This window comes from Vibrio sp. 10N.222.47.A9, from assembly GCF_963872585.1.
Lineage (GTDB): Bacteria > Pseudomonadota > Gammaproteobacteria > Enterobacterales > Vibrionaceae > Vibrio > Vibrio splendidus.
In genome coordinates, this window is record NZ_CAWNBB010000013.1 from 192,568 (window position 1) to 208,278 (window position 15,711).

Below are 15,711 nucleotides of genomic sequence, written 5' to 3' on the forward strand. Positions count from 1 at the left end.
CACACAGCAAAGGGGCTACCTCTCTTTTATCTGAAAAAATTCAAGCAACGAGGGTTATGGGTTAGCGTGATAGTTTTTCTGGGGCTGAGAAGCTAAGTTGTTTTGAGAGGCTAAGATGAATTGAAGTTCATCCTTTTTAGTTAGGCAGATTTGGCTCGATTGGTTATTGACGTTGACGTTGACGATGTCAAATTCGTGCCAGAAGTAGAAATAGCTGATTATTAGTACAGAGAGGATGGTGGAAGATAGGCCAACAAGAGCCCATTGGTAGAGTCTTAAGTAGTTAGAACGAGGTAACTTTATCTGTTTCGGTGGGTCTAGCGAAGTTTCAAACTCAGGAATGTGGATCTTGTAACCTTTTCTTGGAACATTTACGATTTTGATACTATCAAGTTCTAAGACTTTTCTGAGGTTGGTAATAGCGACTGGCAAAGAGTTAGGGCCGATGATATCCGGGTTCCCCCACGCAGCAATGATCAGCTCTTCTTTAGTCGAAATAAATTCTTCTTTTTGGATCAGAGTTTCTAATATGCAGCTTTCAGGTAGAGTGATTGAAAATGATTTTTGATTACTGAGGAGGAGTTGAGCCCCCGATTCGTCTCTTTGCAGTACACAATTACCTATAGGCAGTTTTACGTTGTCCAGTTGTACTCTTAACATAGTGTTTCTCCATATACCTAGAGAAGGGGGATTAAATCGCACCCCTAGGATTTTATATAATGACTCATATTTTGAATATTATTAATAAATTTGTGAATAAAATTTGAATTGAAGTGTAAGTTTTTTGCACATTAGATGGTGCTATCTGTTTTATATAAAACTGAACGTGAGATTTTTACCTCCTTTGTTTTCTAAGTAGATCTTCATCCAACGCCAGTCATTGTCCTTACAGGCTTTAAAGGTGCAATGAACATTTTTGCCCTCAACGATCTCGTTGTCGCAGAAGTCGATAAATGATTGGAAAGAACGGCATATAAGTGTGTCCATAAATTCGTAATCCTTTTGAGAATTTATTCATATAAATCTTCTTGATTTTATCTTTAGAGACGACGTAGTTTTAATAAAAAATGATTATTAATTACCTCCAGACACCTCTTTCATACAGGAAAGGAGGACGAGATAGACTCTGACTTATAGGATTGAATTATAATTATGCACTTTGATTGTTCTGGGCGTGGGGGGGAGATGCGGGATTTAATAAAGGCTCTCGCTTCATTTATTAGTTATAAATTATTGGAAGATTTGTCAGGTCGCTCGCATAATTTTACCGTTGGTTCTTAGGAACCAGCGACTCTTGCATTTTGCCAAATCTTTTGGGCACATAAGGATGAAGTCACCCTCTATATATTTGATAGCAAAGTTCCCCAAAACCAACTTTGTTATTCATTACTGGGCAGTGTTACTTGTAGTCGTCCTATTTTTAAGTGACCAAGATCATATCAGAAACTCTGTCATTTTCCTTCTTACAAACAAACATGTTTTGCTGTTCAATACGTTAAACGGAGCCACTCCATTTTAGGTGAACCTTGTTTGGTTAAGGCTTTTAGACCTGATTGAAACTTTTCCTATACGCTGTTGTGTAACATATGTATTTCCCCTTTCACTTTCTGTTTGTGCAAGGAGAAAAGTTGATAAAGATGAGCCCATAAATTACCCATTAATTACAAGAATTCATTTTTCAAATCCCTCTTAATACCTTCTGACTAACAAAAGTTGAGCCGAGCTGTACAACTACCATGACAACAACAGGAAGTTATTGATATGAGCGAGAATGTACCATTTACGAAAAAGACAAAGCGTTTTTGGCTAACGCTTTTGGGAGCCGTAATGTTTGTCGTTGGCACGCCAACCTTGACGAATGCGGCTGAAGATAAAGCTCTAAAGGGAGCTGTGGATTATTATGTTTATGGTTTAACGTCCAGTGAGAGCTTGCCGAACAAAGACAGCAGTGCGGCAGCTGGTATTGCACGGATTACATTGAATTGGCTAGCTTACCAAAAAGAGAGTGATACCGGAGCTTTGCAGCTGAGGGTTGATCATAAGCACGGTTATACAGATAGTACGCCCTCTGAATTTGTCATGGGTAATGTCGGAGGGTTTGGCTTAATCCAACCAGCTTTTAGTGATATAGGTTTAAGGTTAACGAATCTTTATTGGACACAAACCTTTAATAAACAATCTACCGATATGATGGTTGGTTTTTTAGATACGACTGATTATGTTGATACTTATCAGTTGGGTAACCCTTACTATGGTTTTTCTAACTTACAGTTTAGTACCGGTTCCGGTTCCATCCCAATCCCAGATGAATCAACATTCGGCGGTGTTCTACGCCATATGATGTCGGAAAACTATTATTTTTATGCAAGTTTCTCTGATGCAAAAGCTGATTCGACTAAGCCTTTCGATGGTGTTGAACAGTTCATCAATGATAATCAATATTTTAAGTCCCTAGAAATAGGTTGGGTGGAGTCGAAAGACGATTTTTATTTGAAGAATTCACACCTAACAGTTTGGCACAGTGATGGGCCAAAAGAGCAAGCTAGCGAAAACTATGGCGCAAATTGGTCATCCATATATAAAACCGGCTCATGGATACCATTTTTCAGAGCCGGTGTCGCGCAAGGACCTGAGGCTCTATACAAATCTTCGGTCGTGTTTGGCACAGGATATAGTGGGGTAGGGCCTGGCACGCTTGGTATCGCTCTAGGTTGGGCTAAGCCTAATGCCGAACTAGATGATTCTTATAATTCAGAAATCTATTACCGCATGAATTGGGGGGCTCTCTCGTTAACTCCTAATGTGCAATATCTTCACACTTTACCGTTTAACTCAAAAGCCGATGACAGTTGGATTATAGGTTTAAGAGGCAACCTTCACTTCGGTTTTTAATGCAAGCCAAGCCGTTCTTTCCTAAATCACAACGGGAGAGCGGCTCTTTACGATGAGGCTTCAAATCGGTACCTAGAAATTAAATTAATTACCAATAATTAATTTATAAAAAACACGAAATTTACGTACCTTGGTTTCAATATTAAATGACATTCGTGAACCCATGACTACCAAGCGCCTACTTAGTATTAGTAAAGGAAGAAGAAAAGGTTACTTCTCTCGAGACAAGATTCAGCAGGATTACAATGTGCTCGAAGGAGCGCGCCAAAGAATATTGTACCTTCTCGACAACTTTAGCCACTTTTATGTATCGTTTTCCGGAGGGAAAGATTCTGGTGTTCTTTTGAACTTAACTATCCAAGAATCAAAAAAACGTGGCCGACTACCTGTTGATGTACTCATCGTAGACTTCGAAGCCCAATATCACGAAACTCATGCTTTTATTGAGCGTATGGTACTTCGTGGCGAAGTAAACCCATACTGGGTTTGCTTACCGCTTAGTTTAAGAAATTCAATTTCACAATTTCAGCCTAAATGGCTTTGTTGGGATCCAGATAAGGAAGCGCAATGGGTTAGAGAAATACCACGACATGAAGGCGTGATTTCTGATCTGGAGCATCTCTCGTTTTTTAAAAAAGGCATGGAATTTGAGGATTTCGTCTTTAAATTTGCTCATTGGTACCAAAAAAAGAAAGGCACACCAATTGCTGTGCTCATTGGTATACGAGCGGATGAGTCTTTACATCGTTTTAAAACTATTAAAAATCGTGCCAAAAAGAAATTTGATGATAAATATTGGACGACTCAAATGCAGGGCGACGTCTATATGGCTTACCCTCTTTATGATTGGAAAACTCCAGATATTTGGGTCGCGAACTCGCGCTTCAATTGGGATTACAACCGTATTTACGACTTAATGCATAAGGCCGGCGTCCCTCTTTCACAGCAGCGGCTTTGCCAACCTTTTGGAGATGAGCAAAGAAAAGGTTTGTGGCTATATCAAATATTAGAACCTGATACCTGGCAAAAACTAGTTGCCAGAGTAGAAGGGTGTAACTTTGGTGCTCGATACTCAAAAAGTCAGGGGCGTATCCTTGGTTATTATCGATTTGAATTACCACCGGGACTTAGCTACCGGCAATACAGTAAATACCTTTTGAAAACCATGCCGCCACATGTAGAAAAACATTACCGAGACCGAATTTTTAAGTTCTTACAGTGGTGGCGTAAAAACGGCCCTCAAAAAGGAGTGACCTGCATCCCTGACTACGCAGAGAGTAAATTGGAATCTAGGAAGCAAGTTCCTAGTTGGAGAAGAATTTGTAAAGTACTGATTAAAAATGACTATTGGTGCCGAGGGCTCTCTTTTGGGTACAACAAGTCCTTAGCAAAACAATACCATGCCCTTTATGGAGAAGAGAGTAATACGAATGGAAAGTGAACCTACTCAAGCTTATCAGCACCGCACCAAGAAGCGGTTGAAATCTATCAATAACACGAACAAACAAATCATTGATAAGGTCGCAATTTACAATAAAGCAGTCAAAGTACTCATCGAGCTTATTCCTGACTTACCGCCAGCTTGTCATGTTGAAATGATCCCACTTGATGAGATAGAAGCTAACCAATACAACCCAAATAAAATGGCGCCTCCAGAAAGTAAACTTCTAAAAACGTCGATGGAGAAAAATGGCGTAACCATGCCTATTTTAGTCAGTTGTTTGAATACTTCGGTGAAAAAATATGTCGTCATCGATGGTTTTCATCGCTATCAATTATTATTAAATCACCCCGAACTGCAAGCCTTAAAGGGCTACGTCCCCGCAGTGGTGCTTAGTTTGCCTGAAGAAAAGTGTATGTCGACTTCGGTTCGTCATAATCTTGCTCGTGGTTCACATCAAGTCGAGCTTACAGCTGCTTTGCTTATCCAGCTTAAAGACATGGGATGGACAAATCATAAGATTTGCTACGAACTGGGAATGGATAAAGATGAAGTTTTACGATTGCAGCAGGTCACTGGGCTTGCTGCTGCTTTTAAAGATCAGGACTTTTCACAAGCATGGGAGTAATTATTTTTCTAGAAGCCAAAAACAACACGAACGTTATTCTGTAGATGTCCAAATATGATCCTAATTTAGTATTTAATTACTATTTCACTCTGAAATTTAAGCGCTAAAGTCGATGATTCTAGCGCTTTTTTGAACGCCAAATCCACTAAAAAAAGAAGCGGATAACCGCGTCTAAGAAAGCAATGTGAACCAACGAAAGGAAAGGTATTCATTTATGGATAGTATGAAACAGAAACAGGCAATGACAACCAAACCGCCTTCAGTGATTGGAGGTGCCTGTATCGTCGCATGCATTTGCATCGGTGCTGGTATGCTTGGGCTCCCCGCTGCTGGTGCTGGGGTCTGGACCATCGGTGCTTTAATGGCTTTGCTCTTCACTATGCTCATCATGACAACCAGTGGTTGTCTATTGCTTGAAGTTCTAAAGGATTACCCGTACAGGTCGTCTTTTTCTTCCATCACTAAAGACTTGCTAGGGAAAGAGATTAATTTTCTAAATAACTTAATGATTTATTTTGTAGGGGGGATTTTACTGTACGCTTACATCACCTCATCCGGGCTGATTATTAATGAATACTTTGGCCTGGCCCCAAAACTCGCTTCTATTCTTTTTGTGCTTATATTTTCAGTATTAGTTTGGCATTCAACAAAAACGGTTGACCGTATTTCTATCGTGTTAATGCTATTTATGATCATCAGTTTTAGTTTTGGCATTGCAGGCCTTTGGTTCAACGTTAACCTTAGTACCTTGCTTGATGTTGCTCATCTAAAATTTGAGTATGCACAGTACGTGTGGGTCTTTTTTCCCATTGCTTTAACTGCATTTGGGTATCACCACAGTGTATCTACATTACGAGATTACTACCTTGAAGAAAGGCTCGCACAAAGGGCTATTGTAGGTGGAACACTTATTGCGCTTTTTATTTACACCGTTTGGTTATTAAGTATTTATGGTAATTTACCAAGATTTAGCTTCGGCCCCATTATTGCCGAAGGCGGCAATATCGATACCTTGCTGATTAGCTTAAAAGCGGTCTTGGCTGAAGAAACTTTATCAAATGTGATTAGTGCTTTTTCTGCGGCTGCCATTTTGTCGAGCTTTGTAGGGGTAGGCTTGGGTGTGTTTGATTTTTTGGCTGACCTCTTTCATTTTGATGCTACATCCAAAGGAAGAACTAAAACTTGGGCGGTTACATTTATTCCGCCGCTTATTTTCTCCCTTCTCTTTCCTTTCGGCTTTCTTACAGCCATTGGTTATGCCGCATCGGCCGCGGCTATTTGGGCGTGCATCGTACCTGCATTGTTAGCAAGGAAATCAAGGCTGCAAAGACCAGCGTTTTATAACCTTGAAGAGAGTGAAGAGGACCAGAAAAAATCGAAGCCTTACCAAGTGCCTGGAGGAGAGTTGGTGTTGATTGGTGTATTTGTTTACGGTGTGAGTATCATTATTATCAACGTATTAGTTATGTTCGAAGCACTGCCCGTTTTTGACGGAGTCTAACCTTATTAATTATTAAGTGGCACACCGTGTCACTTAATTTTCCACCCAAAAACCTTCAAATTAGGGCTAGTGACCCTCAACCCAGCAGTGACTCTGTAACGTTATATTTAACCTTTAGAGCTACCCGTATATTTTTGCTTTTTCCCGTTTGTATCACGGGGGTAAATTCGACCTAGCTATCAGTACTCACACAACCCTGTTTTAGTTGCAAGCTTGCGCGCTAGTCCTTTATGTTGAGCGCTACAGAATAATTATAGATTTTTGATTTAGTCATCTGTTTATGATGATAGGCCACTGTTTGTAATTTAAATTTTCCAGTAAAATCGTAGTAACAAAGAGTGAGACAGAAAACTTTGTGGTTCATCGCGGCTTTCCGGGGAAAGCCGCTTTTATCTTCAAGAAGAAGTAGTCTGTATCTCGATACCCATACCCCATTCGTTTGATTAGCTTTATCTTGTTGTTTATCCCTTCCAATGTGCAGGTGTTGAGCGGATAACTTGCCGATGCGAGAATGCCGTGAAGATAAGGACTCAGTTTTCGTGCGAACTCTTTTAATGGCTTAATCCCACTCTCTTGTACTTGTGCCCACCACGCCTCCCAGAGCCCCTTGGCATGCACTTCTGATTCACAATACCAAAGCTCTTTGAGTTGTGCTCCGAGGATGTAAGTGGTCATTAAGTCCTTATTGATATTCAATATTTCTGTAAGATAGCTGTCTTGCTGTGTATTTAAGTTGCCTCTATTTTTCAACAACACCCAGCGTGAACGCTTGACCCATTGCCTCGTTTTTTTATCTTGCTTGAGTTTGTTGGCTTGGTCGACTCTGACTCTATCCATTACCTCACGACCGAACTTAGCAACAACATGGAATAAGTCGTAAACGACTTTTGCGTTCGGACAGTGCGCTTGAACTTCAAGGTCAAAAGCCGTATTCATATCCATCGCGACCGCTTCGATATTGTTGCCATGCTTGCCTAACAGCTCGAAGAACGGTCGTATGTCCTTGCGACTACGGCCTAACCCTATCCAAATGACTTGGTGAGTCTTAGCGTCAGCGATGACCGTGGCATATCGATGTCCTTTAAAGATGGCGAACTCGTCCATGACGAGTTGCCTTAAATCTTCCCATTTTACTGACGGTACAACTTGTCTCAGCCGTCGTTTATCTATTTCCTTAATGGTGTGCCAATGAACGTTCGTTAATTGGGAGATATGCTTAATGGGAAGAAGAGGTAATAGTTGTTCTATATAGCTTTTTAGGCGCTTCGTTATGCGAGCATAAGGCTCTAACCAAGATATAGACTCTGTTTTTATGCCGCAGTTACGACACTTAATCCTTCGTGTTTGAACGTAAAGTTCAACAGGAACACCGAGTAACATGGCATCCTTTACATGACGCCATTGATACTCGTGGATAGCTTCGGCTTCAAGACCACAAAGGCACTTAGCCTCAGAGTTAGGTTTAAGAGTCAGGGTAATAAGTGATGCTGTCTGGTGAGACTTTACTATTTGAAAGCCTTCCCAGAATGAAGATAGGAAAGTATGATTCGGCATAGAAACGGTAGTTTGTGTATGATTTTTGTTTGGCGACTAAACCATATCACTTACTACCGTTTTTGTTTTGAGTTCCCGCTAATCCGCGATGAACCAACTTGTGTCTATCTAAATCCGTTATACATTTAAAATAAGTGGGAGAACTCATGGCAATTGAAGCAGTCAAGACAGCTTTTGATAGTGTCAAATTTTTAAAAGGTATGTTTGATGGCCATGTTGACGGTGTTGCAAAAGAAAAAGTGATTGAATTGCAACAACAATCAAATCAAAAAGTACTTGATATACAACAAGCCTTAATGGATCTGCAAGTCGAAATTTTCCGCTATCAGGAGGCAAATTCGGAACTAACTGACCAGCTCAAGGTACATACGGACTCAAACGAAAAACTAGAAGAATACGAACTTATAAGATCTGGAGGTGGAGCAGTTGTTTACAAGTCTAAGTTTGAACCCATCCACCTGTCCACGATGTATATCAGAAAAGAAAATCATCAACATATTGCAGTTTACGGGTCACTTTCAAGGATTCTATAACTGCCCTAGTTGTGAAAAACCTTTCAAAATTGAAGAAACACAAAAGGTCAGTTCTATCGCATTTACAAATACAGACTATGACCCATTTGGTTAATACTTATATAGTAAATTGTTCAGCTAGATTCCAAAACGTTTAGCTTTTTAATTGGCTGCTTTGTTGTTAACGGGGGTAAATAATGATTTTACAAAGTGCACCCTGTCGGAGATGAGTTTGACAAATTTAGTACACTTGATAACTATAGTTTTGATACCACTTCTTGCAGTGGTGGGTGGTATTGGGGTTGTGTTAGGGCCCTCTTCTTTTAAATTGGACGCAAAAAATGGGCTTCTTAATCAAGGTTTATTGTGGTTAGCAATACTACTTCCTATTTCATACTTCTTTGTCTTTGGGTTTATAGCCTGGGAAGGTTATACGATTGAGATCAGTTCTAAAGGCCTTATTAAATTTTTTGAGATTAGTAAAATCCCATTAACTTTTATATCGTTGGCTCTACCTCTAACCATTTTGGTCGCTCGATTCCATTCTACAGAGCAAACTGCTACGCAAATTGCTATTACAAGCCACAAAAATAATTTGGACTCCTTTTATGCACACAGAAAGGAGATGTTTTCCTATTTCTCTCAGCTTGAAGAAACTGATTACTTTGGGGCATTGACAGCTGAGTTTAAGGTGCATCCCCGATTACATAAAAACTTCTTTGTCGGGGCTCCTAACGAGGGTATTCCAGAATTAAACCAAGTATTGTTTAAACAGGTTGAAAGTACGTTGGCTTCGGCTCGTATGGAAATAGATGCAGTTCTAACGTGTAATGAGCCCGAATTAGCTTTTGACTTATATTTATTAAATGCTTGCGTGACAATCCATTCTTTAAGTCGAACATTGGGTTTACGTGAGATTTACCAGAATGTTGCATCTCAAGGGGTATTATTAAGGCTAACTGTGCGAGGAACAGATGATGAATACTTGAGTGTTGGTACTACGACTGATCAGTTAGTTGCATCCTACCGATATGCTCATGACTATTTTCAGAACCTTTGTGACTTTGCAGGCTATACAATCGAACCAACACCAGATAATCATAAATATATTCAAACTGGTGGGAAGTTTCGGACAATCAACACTCCTAAAGTGATAGAACAATTGCATGTCAATAAGATATCTAGGTTACTGCAAGAACAGGTATAAAAAACAATTTAATATTGAAACCCAACTCTTGGGGACTCTCATTCCATCGTTGGGTTTCTTTGTCTATATGCTAGAGTTTTTCAGTCATCCAACTTTTCTCTTAATGTTTGCTATCGCCCTAGCAAGCCCTAGCAAATGTGTTGAAGTCTTAATCTCCAATTCCGACTGAATCCCCAAAAGCGCAATCCCTGCTAAGATTTGTTGCGGCCTCACCACTTGGCCTGTCGGCAGCTCCATACTGTCGTATAACATTTTGAACTGTATCCAGTCTTCGCTAATGCTTAGTTCTCGACCTTTTGCCATTCTCATTAGTCTTTTGCACTCAGGCGGTATTGGTTTTCCTTCGTCCCATCCCGTGACCGTTCTCACAGTTTTAAAACACAGCTCCGCGACCTCTTCCTTGGTCATTTGGCACTCTAACTCTCGAAAAATGTAATTCTTACTCATTTCGCGATACTTCAATGATAAAACCTCTAAATACAAGAGGTCGCACTGATTCAAGGAGGTTTGCACGATTGAGCATAAGCAGACAAAGTGCGCACTAAATAGGTAACCCCAGCTCTAGGCTGGGGCTAAAAAACGAAACGAATAACAACTAAGGCGCGACAGCTACGGCCTCTATTTCAATCAGGGCATTGAGAGGAAGTTTCGATACTTCGATGCAGGTTCTCGCGGGGAAAAAATTGGCGCCGTTCTTAATAAAGAAATCGTTATAAATTTCATTTACCACGGAAAAGCTTATCATATCGGTAAGGTAGACGGTTGTTTTCACTACATCTGACATGTCAGCGTCTGCATGGAGCAAAATCGCTCTCATGTTCTCTAGACACTGCACGGTTTGCTTCTCCAGACTACTTTTGACCAAAAGTCCGGTATGAGGACTCAATGGTAATTGACCTGAAGTGAAAATTAGCCCACCGGTGATGACCCCTTGAGAATATGGTCCGATCGCTTTTGGGGCTGCTTGAGTATCAATGATTTTGCGCATATTTTAATTTAACCGTGTTTGTGAATGAAACATCAACACTATCGGTTTGATTAAAAAAACACTTATTATTTAATCATAATTAAAACTGAATTTTAATACTCCCTTCCTTTCTAATCGAGCAAATGAGCTGTAAACGGTAGTTACATACTGAGCAGGACGGTGCGCTATTGATTAAGCAAGTTCATCGCAATTTAACCATTCCAATCTCCGCCTTTCAGCTTATAGCGGCTCTTCAGCCAAACGCACTTTCCCAAACTAGCTTGACCTGCATCAGCGACTTGCTGCTTTCTCGTCCTACAACCCCCACTATTGCTCATAGTATTGGTTTTATGAGGCTGCTCTATGATATATTTCTCGGCCAAGCGTATTACAGACGAAGGCTAATAATGTCTATCAACCTTTCACTCCTTCCACCCAGTGAGAAAAATAAAATCGAACTGGATAAGCAAGCATCGTTTCTTGTATGGAAACTGAAGCAAGCGAAATGTGGCCCTGAAGCCATTGTTGAAGAAGCAATGAAGCTAGGTGATCCAGAAGAAAAGGCTTGGTTTGATCAGTCTGTTGAAAAATACAAACGAGTAATGGGTGTCGCATAAACGCAGACAAACCTTACCCAGCAAAGCTGTTGAATTGAAATGACGCAGTAATTTGCTAGAATTTGCACCGTTAATTGAATCAGAGAGAAGATCCCGATGGGAAGAAGTTTTGAAGTGCGCAAGGCCTCAATGGCGAAAACTGCAGGCGCAAAAATTAAAGTTTATTCTAAATACGGTAAAGAGATTTACGTACTGGCTAAGAACGGTAGCTCTGACCCAGACATGAACTTACCTCTTAAGCACCTGATTGCTAAAGCGAAGAAAGACCAAGTACCCGCTCACGTTATCGACAAAGCGATCGATAAAGCGAACGGCGGCGGCGGTGAAGACTTCCAACCAGCTCGTTACGAAGGTTTTGGCCCAGGTGGCACAAGCGTAATCGTTGACTGTCTAACTGACAACGGTAACCGTACTTTCCAAGACGTTCGCCAATGTTTCGTTAAAACTGGCGCGAAAATTGGTGTTGAAGGTACTGTTTCTCACATGTTCGCTCACCAAGCTGTATTCCAGTTTGCTGGCGAAGATGACGAGATCATCCTAGAAACGCTAATGATGGAAGACGTAGACGTAACTGACGTTGAGCTAGAAGACGGTGTTATCACTGTATTCGCTCCAACGACTGAGTTCTTCAAAACGAAGACTGCATTACACACTGCGTTCCCAGAGCTAACGCTAGACGTTGAGGAAATCACTTTCGTTCCTCAAACAACTACGCCAGTAGCTGAAGAAGATTCTGAGAAGTTCCAGAAGTTCTTAGACATGCTTGACGACTGTGATGACGTTCAGCAGGTTTACCACAACGCTGAGCTGTGATATCAATCAATAATTGATAGCTTTGCTCTTGTGAGTAGAATGTAGAATACAAAAAACCGAGCCTAGTGCTCGGTTTTTTTATGGGCGTAATTCAGGCATTTATCTGTGAACATAGCTTTTTTATCGTAGCTCTTTGGTGGAAGAACCTAGGTCATAGTTCCTGAACATTAGCCCTTGATCATCGTTTCGTGATCTCTGGTACGCAAAGCGTTCTCGGGCGACAAATCCATGCTGAGAGTTTTCTGATCAAAGGGAGCACGGTGAGGTTGAGCGTGATGGCACACGGCCAAGCAATCAAAAAGCTTTGCAGCCAGATTGGCGGCCATTCGTGGCTGAATCCCATTTTGTAGCCAGAAATTAACCCAGACATGATGGTCGCCATGGTCAGGGAGGATAAAATCGCGGTTACCCAAAATTGTTTGTTGTTCATACAGTGTTCTCCCGTGATTTTCTGTTGTTGATGAGATAAGGTTATATCTATCCATTAATGAGAAAAATAGGCACATATAGAAGTATGAATTCCATATTTGGAAATATTGATGATCTGTTCTTATTCTGTGCAGTGGTTGAAGAGGGCTCTTTGCTATCGGCCTCGAAACGGCTGCAACTGCCTGTGTCGACTATGTCGCGTCGGTTAACCGCATTGGAAGATCGCCTCAATATCCGACTTTTAGAAAAGAAAGGTCGTGAGCTGGTGGCCACTAAAGACGGTGAGGCGGCCTTTGCTGCACTGAGCAGTGGTATGGAATCTATCCATCAAGGCTTTAATAGCTTGTTGGAAGAGCGTGATGCTATCCAAGGTAAGATTAAGCTCGCAGTGCCTCATAACTTCTATAGTGGCTTTCTAGGGTCGACAGTAGAGCAATTCCTCACTCAATATCCGAACGTTCAGCTCGACCTAACCCTGAGCCAGCAACAGCTTATTCCGCAGACCGATCGTGACTTACTGATCACGTTTAAAATCTCGGATATGGAAGGCATGATTGCTCGTCCGCTTTTCAAGGCCAAACACGGATTTTTCGCGAGCCAAGAATATTTGGATTCGCGTAAAACGATAGAAAATCCGGACGATCTGGAGCATCAAGATTGGATTAACGTCGATGATGTGTTTGATATGCCGCTCTACAAATCCGACCGCTTAGAGCAGATGATCACGATTAAACCCAAGTTCATCGTCAACGATATTCATGCGGTGGCGGCCGCGGCGCAAAAAGGCTTGGGGCTTGCTTCATTGCCTTTTCGTCATGTATCCCCTGAGATGAATTTAATTCAAGTGCTCCCTGAGTACCATCGGGGTGATCGCCAAGCGTATTTAGTGTACAAAGAAAGAAAATATCAGCCAAAGGCTTTGACCCTGCTTATTGATGCATTGATTGAGAGTGTTCGATCTTTTCATAGCGATGACTCGGTCAAATAAAAGGAGAAAGAAATGAAAGTAAGTTTTATCGGGCTAGGCGTTATGGGCTTCCCAATGGCAGGCCATCTAGTCAAAGCCGGTTTTGAAGTAACGGTATTTAACCGCACTCACAGCAAAGCGCTAGACTGGGCTGATAAACACCAAGGTAAAGCGGCAGAATCTGTGGCTGAGTGTGTAGCGGAAGCTGACGTGGTATTGGTTTGTGTGGGTAACGATGACGACGTTCGCAGCATGACAACCAGCGAAACAGGTGCATTGGCAGCAATGAAGCCAAACGCGATTCTTGTCGACCACACCACAACGTCTGCAGTTCTGTCTGAAGAGCTTGAAGTGGCTGCGAAGCAAGCAGGTATTCGCTTTATGGATGCACCAGTGTCTGGTGGTCAAGCGGGCGCAGAAAACGGCGTGTTAACCATCATGTGTGGTGGTGAACAAGCGCTTTTCAACGACCTTCAACCTGTGTTCGAAGCTTACGGAAAATCGTCAGTTCTGATGGGTAAAGTCGGCCAAGGCCAACGCGCAAAAATGGTTAACCAGATCTGCATTGCAGGTGTATTGAACGGCTTATCTGAAGGCTTGGTACTTGCAGAGAAATCAGGACTTGATATCCCAACTCTGGTTGATTGCCTTAAAAACGGCGCAGCTGGATCATGGCAGATGGAAAACCGCGCTACCACAATGGCGCAAGACAAATTCGATTTCGGCTTTGCCATTGATTGGATGATCAAAGACTTAGGCTTCTGCCTAGATGAAGCAGAACGCCAAGGCATCCAACTTCCACTGACCGAAAAAACCAACAACGCTTACAAGGCATTGTCTGCCGAAGGACAAGGCCGCATGGATACATCAGTATTGATGAAAGCCGTGGTTGAAGAGACGAAGAAGTAGAAAGCTCGAAGTAATAGAAACTTCGTTTAGATAATTAAAAATAGCCGCTCACTAGCGGCTATTGTTGTTTGTGTGAACTTAGGAATACAGTGAAAGTGTTTGTTTAAAACTCACTAAATAATATCAATTAGGATAATTCACACAAAAAAAAATGATAGAGAAAATAAGTAAGGCACTGATTTAATAAACGATATTTTTTTGGTTCGGTGGTTTATAGGCATTTTTACAAACGTAAACTCAAATTAGACTTGAGGTATAGCCTTATTTTTGATGTAAATTGTAACAATTTGTGATCTACAGCGTTTTACCTTTAGAATATTGCGATTCATATCACGACATTAGCACATATTTCGGATCAATAATTTACCTCTAAAAATAACCACTTAGTAAATAAAAGAGCGTGATATGAAATATAAAAGCTTGCTACTACCTCTATCCTTAGTCATTTCAGCAACAGCAATGGCTGGAGGACACCGTGAACCTTATCAAGCCCAAACCGATTTGATTGATAAAACTTTTACTGAGCAACAGGCTCCAACAATACGAGTGGCCACATTCAATATGGCAGCCGCTCGAGTATCATCATTGACCGAAATTGCTAAAGCGATTAAAGCGCTTAATGCAGATGTTGTAGCAATTCAAGAAGTTGATGTATTAACAGACCGAAGCGGAAACGTCGATCAGCCTAAAAAGTTGGCCGAACTGACAGGGCTCAATATTGAATTTGGTCGTGCCATCGATTTTGATGGTGGCCAGTATGGTCTTGCCATAGCCTCGAAGTATCCTATCTTAAAAACTGAAGTCACCCAGCTTCCTTCAGGTAATCGTGAGCAACGTATTGTATTCGAAGCGCATATCGACGTTCCTGGCTTTAATGCACCGATAACAGTGTTCAATGCTCATTTAGATACGAAAGAAGATCCAACAATGCGAGTGGGGCAAGTTCGAGAGCTGAACGATACTGCAATTGATACACGTGGCATCAAAATTTTGCTTGGCGACATGAATGATGTTCCTGAATCTGTGACTTATCGAGAGCTTTCTCGATACTGGAACAATATTACTGACCAGAATGTCGATTTTCGCAGTTGGCCAGCCGGTAATCCTGAAATTCAAGTGGATTACGTCATGACCAGCAAAGCGCAAGTTTGGAAAATCAAAGAGATAACTGTACCGCAAAATAATACACAGTATGCTGACACTAATTGGCCTGCGGTTACAGATCACCTTCCTATTGTTGTCGAAATGAAAATGCTCGAACAATAATCTATCCA

Annotated in this window: 16 protein-coding genes; 11 read left to right on the plus strand and 5 right to left on the minus strand. The window is 41.3% G+C overall.

The window, feature by feature from the left end; genetic code table 11:
- Positions 1 to 54: 54 nt before the first annotated feature.
- Complete coding sequence (locus tag AACT19_RS02430) at positions 55 to 660, minus strand: winged helix-turn-helix domain-containing protein (protein ID WP_017082924.1); 606 nt, start codon at positions 658 to 660, stop codon at positions 55 to 57.
- A gap of 1,101 nt (positions 661 to 1,761) precedes the next feature.
- On the opposite strand from AACT19_RS02430, the gene AACT19_RS02435 reads away from it, so the two are divergent.
- From AACT19_RS02435 to AACT19_RS02450, 4 genes are all read left to right on the plus strand, one after another.
- On the plus strand, positions 1,762 to 2,892 hold the full coding sequence (locus AACT19_RS02435; RefSeq protein ID WP_017091943.1) for a carbohydrate porin: 1,131 nt from the start codon (positions 1,762 to 1,764) through the stop codon (positions 2,890 to 2,892).
- Between the two features lie 163 nt (positions 2,893 to 3,055).
- A complete protein-coding gene (locus AACT19_RS02440) occupies positions 3,056 to 4,333 on the plus strand; it encodes a DUF3440 domain-containing protein (RefSeq protein ID WP_083717864.1) in 1,278 nt (425 codons plus the stop codon).
- Positions 4,323 to 4,961 carry an IbrB-like domain-containing protein gene (locus tag AACT19_RS02445; RefSeq protein ID WP_017082928.1) on the plus strand — a complete coding sequence of 213 codons (639 nt, stop codon included), beginning with the start codon at positions 4,323 to 4,325 and terminating at the stop codon, positions 4,959 to 4,961. Before AACT19_RS02440 ends, AACT19_RS02445 begins: the two co-directional genes overlap by 11 nt.
- Positions 4,962 to 5,175: 214 nt before the next feature.
- Positions 5,176 to 6,462: an aromatic amino acid transporter gene (locus AACT19_RS02450; protein WP_076645009.1), complete on the plus strand. Its 1,287-nt coding sequence runs from the start codon at positions 5,176 to 5,178 to the stop codon at positions 6,460 to 6,462.
- Between the two features lie 360 nt (positions 6,463 to 6,822).
- On the opposite strand, the gene AACT19_RS02455 is transcribed toward AACT19_RS02450, so the two are convergent.
- Positions 6,823 to 8,016 (minus strand): ISL3 family transposase, encoded by a 1,194-nt coding sequence (locus AACT19_RS02455; RefSeq protein ID WP_083717865.1) that lies wholly within the window; start codon positions 8,014 to 8,016, stop codon positions 6,823 to 6,825.
- Positions 8,017 to 8,162: 146 nt separating this feature from the next.
- On the opposite strand from AACT19_RS02455, the gene AACT19_RS02460 reads away from it, so the two are divergent.
- Positions 8,163 to 8,549, plus strand: coding sequence for a hypothetical protein (locus AACT19_RS02460; RefSeq protein WP_076645013.1), 387 nt, complete (start codon positions 8,163 to 8,165; stop codon positions 8,547 to 8,549).
- Positions 8,550 to 8,760: 211 nt separating this feature from the next.
- The gene (locus AACT19_RS02465; protein WP_131825215.1) at positions 8,761 to 9,735 is read left to right on the plus strand and encodes a hypothetical protein; all 975 of its coding nucleotides are present in this window, start codon (positions 8,761 to 8,763) and stop codon (positions 9,733 to 9,735) included.
- An 84-nt stretch (positions 9,736 to 9,819) separates the two neighbouring features.
- On the opposite strand, the gene AACT19_RS02470 is transcribed toward AACT19_RS02465, so the two are convergent.
- Together AACT19_RS02470 and AACT19_RS02475 are read right to left on the minus strand one after the other, a co-directional pair.
- The gene (locus tag AACT19_RS02470; protein WP_076645017.1) at positions 9,820 to 10,197 is read right to left on the minus strand and encodes a phage protein; all 378 of its coding nucleotides are present in this window, start codon (positions 10,195 to 10,197) and stop codon (positions 9,820 to 9,822) included.
- A 133-nt stretch (positions 10,198 to 10,330) separates the two neighbouring features.
- Entirely contained in the window at positions 10,331 to 10,723 is a 393-nt protein-coding gene (locus tag AACT19_RS02475) for a Rid family detoxifying hydrolase (protein ID WP_076645019.1), read from the minus strand.
- Positions 10,724 to 11,109: 386 nt separating this feature from the next.
- Here AACT19_RS02475 and AACT19_RS02480 point away from each other — a divergent pair, with 386 nt between their 5' ends.
- Together AACT19_RS02480 and AACT19_RS02485 are read left to right on the plus strand one after the other, a co-directional pair.
- The gene (locus tag AACT19_RS02480) at positions 11,110 to 11,319 is read left to right on the plus strand and encodes a DUF3283 family protein (protein WP_004732615.1); all 210 of its coding nucleotides are present in this window, start codon (positions 11,110 to 11,112) and stop codon (positions 11,317 to 11,319) included.
- Between the two features lie 96 nt (positions 11,320 to 11,415).
- Positions 11,416 to 12,132 (plus strand): YebC/PmpR family DNA-binding transcriptional regulator, encoded by a 717-nt coding sequence (locus AACT19_RS02485; RefSeq protein ID WP_004732617.1) that lies wholly within the window; start codon positions 11,416 to 11,418, stop codon positions 12,130 to 12,132.
- Positions 12,133 to 12,310: 178 nt separating this feature from the next.
- On the opposite strand, the gene AACT19_RS02490 is transcribed toward AACT19_RS02485, so the two are convergent.
- Complete coding sequence (locus tag AACT19_RS02490; protein WP_076645021.1) at positions 12,311 to 12,562, minus strand: DUF2798 domain-containing protein; 252 nt, start codon at positions 12,560 to 12,562, stop codon at positions 12,311 to 12,313.
- Between the two features lie 84 nt (positions 12,563 to 12,646).
- Here AACT19_RS02490 and AACT19_RS02495 point away from each other — a divergent pair, with 84 nt between their 5' ends.
- The 3 genes from AACT19_RS02495 (at position 12,647) to AACT19_RS02505 (ending at position 15,703) form a co-directional block, all read left to right on the plus strand.
- Positions 12,647 to 13,549, plus strand: a complete 903-nt coding sequence (locus AACT19_RS02495; RefSeq protein WP_076645023.1) for a LysR family transcriptional regulator — start codon at positions 12,647 to 12,649, stop codon at positions 13,547 to 13,549.
- A gap of 12 nt (positions 13,550 to 13,561) precedes the next feature.
- Positions 13,562 to 14,437 carry an NAD(P)-dependent oxidoreductase gene (locus tag AACT19_RS02500; RefSeq protein WP_017070192.1) on the plus strand — a complete coding sequence of 292 codons (876 nt, stop codon included), beginning with the start codon at positions 13,562 to 13,564 and terminating at the stop codon, positions 14,435 to 14,437.
- Positions 14,438 to 14,842: 405 nt separating this feature from the next.
- Positions 14,843 to 15,703 carry an endonuclease/exonuclease/phosphatase family protein gene (locus tag AACT19_RS02505; protein ID WP_017082936.1) on the plus strand — a complete coding sequence of 287 codons (861 nt, stop codon included), beginning with the start codon at positions 14,843 to 14,845 and terminating at the stop codon, positions 15,701 to 15,703.
- Positions 15,704 to 15,711: the final 8 nt, after the last annotated feature.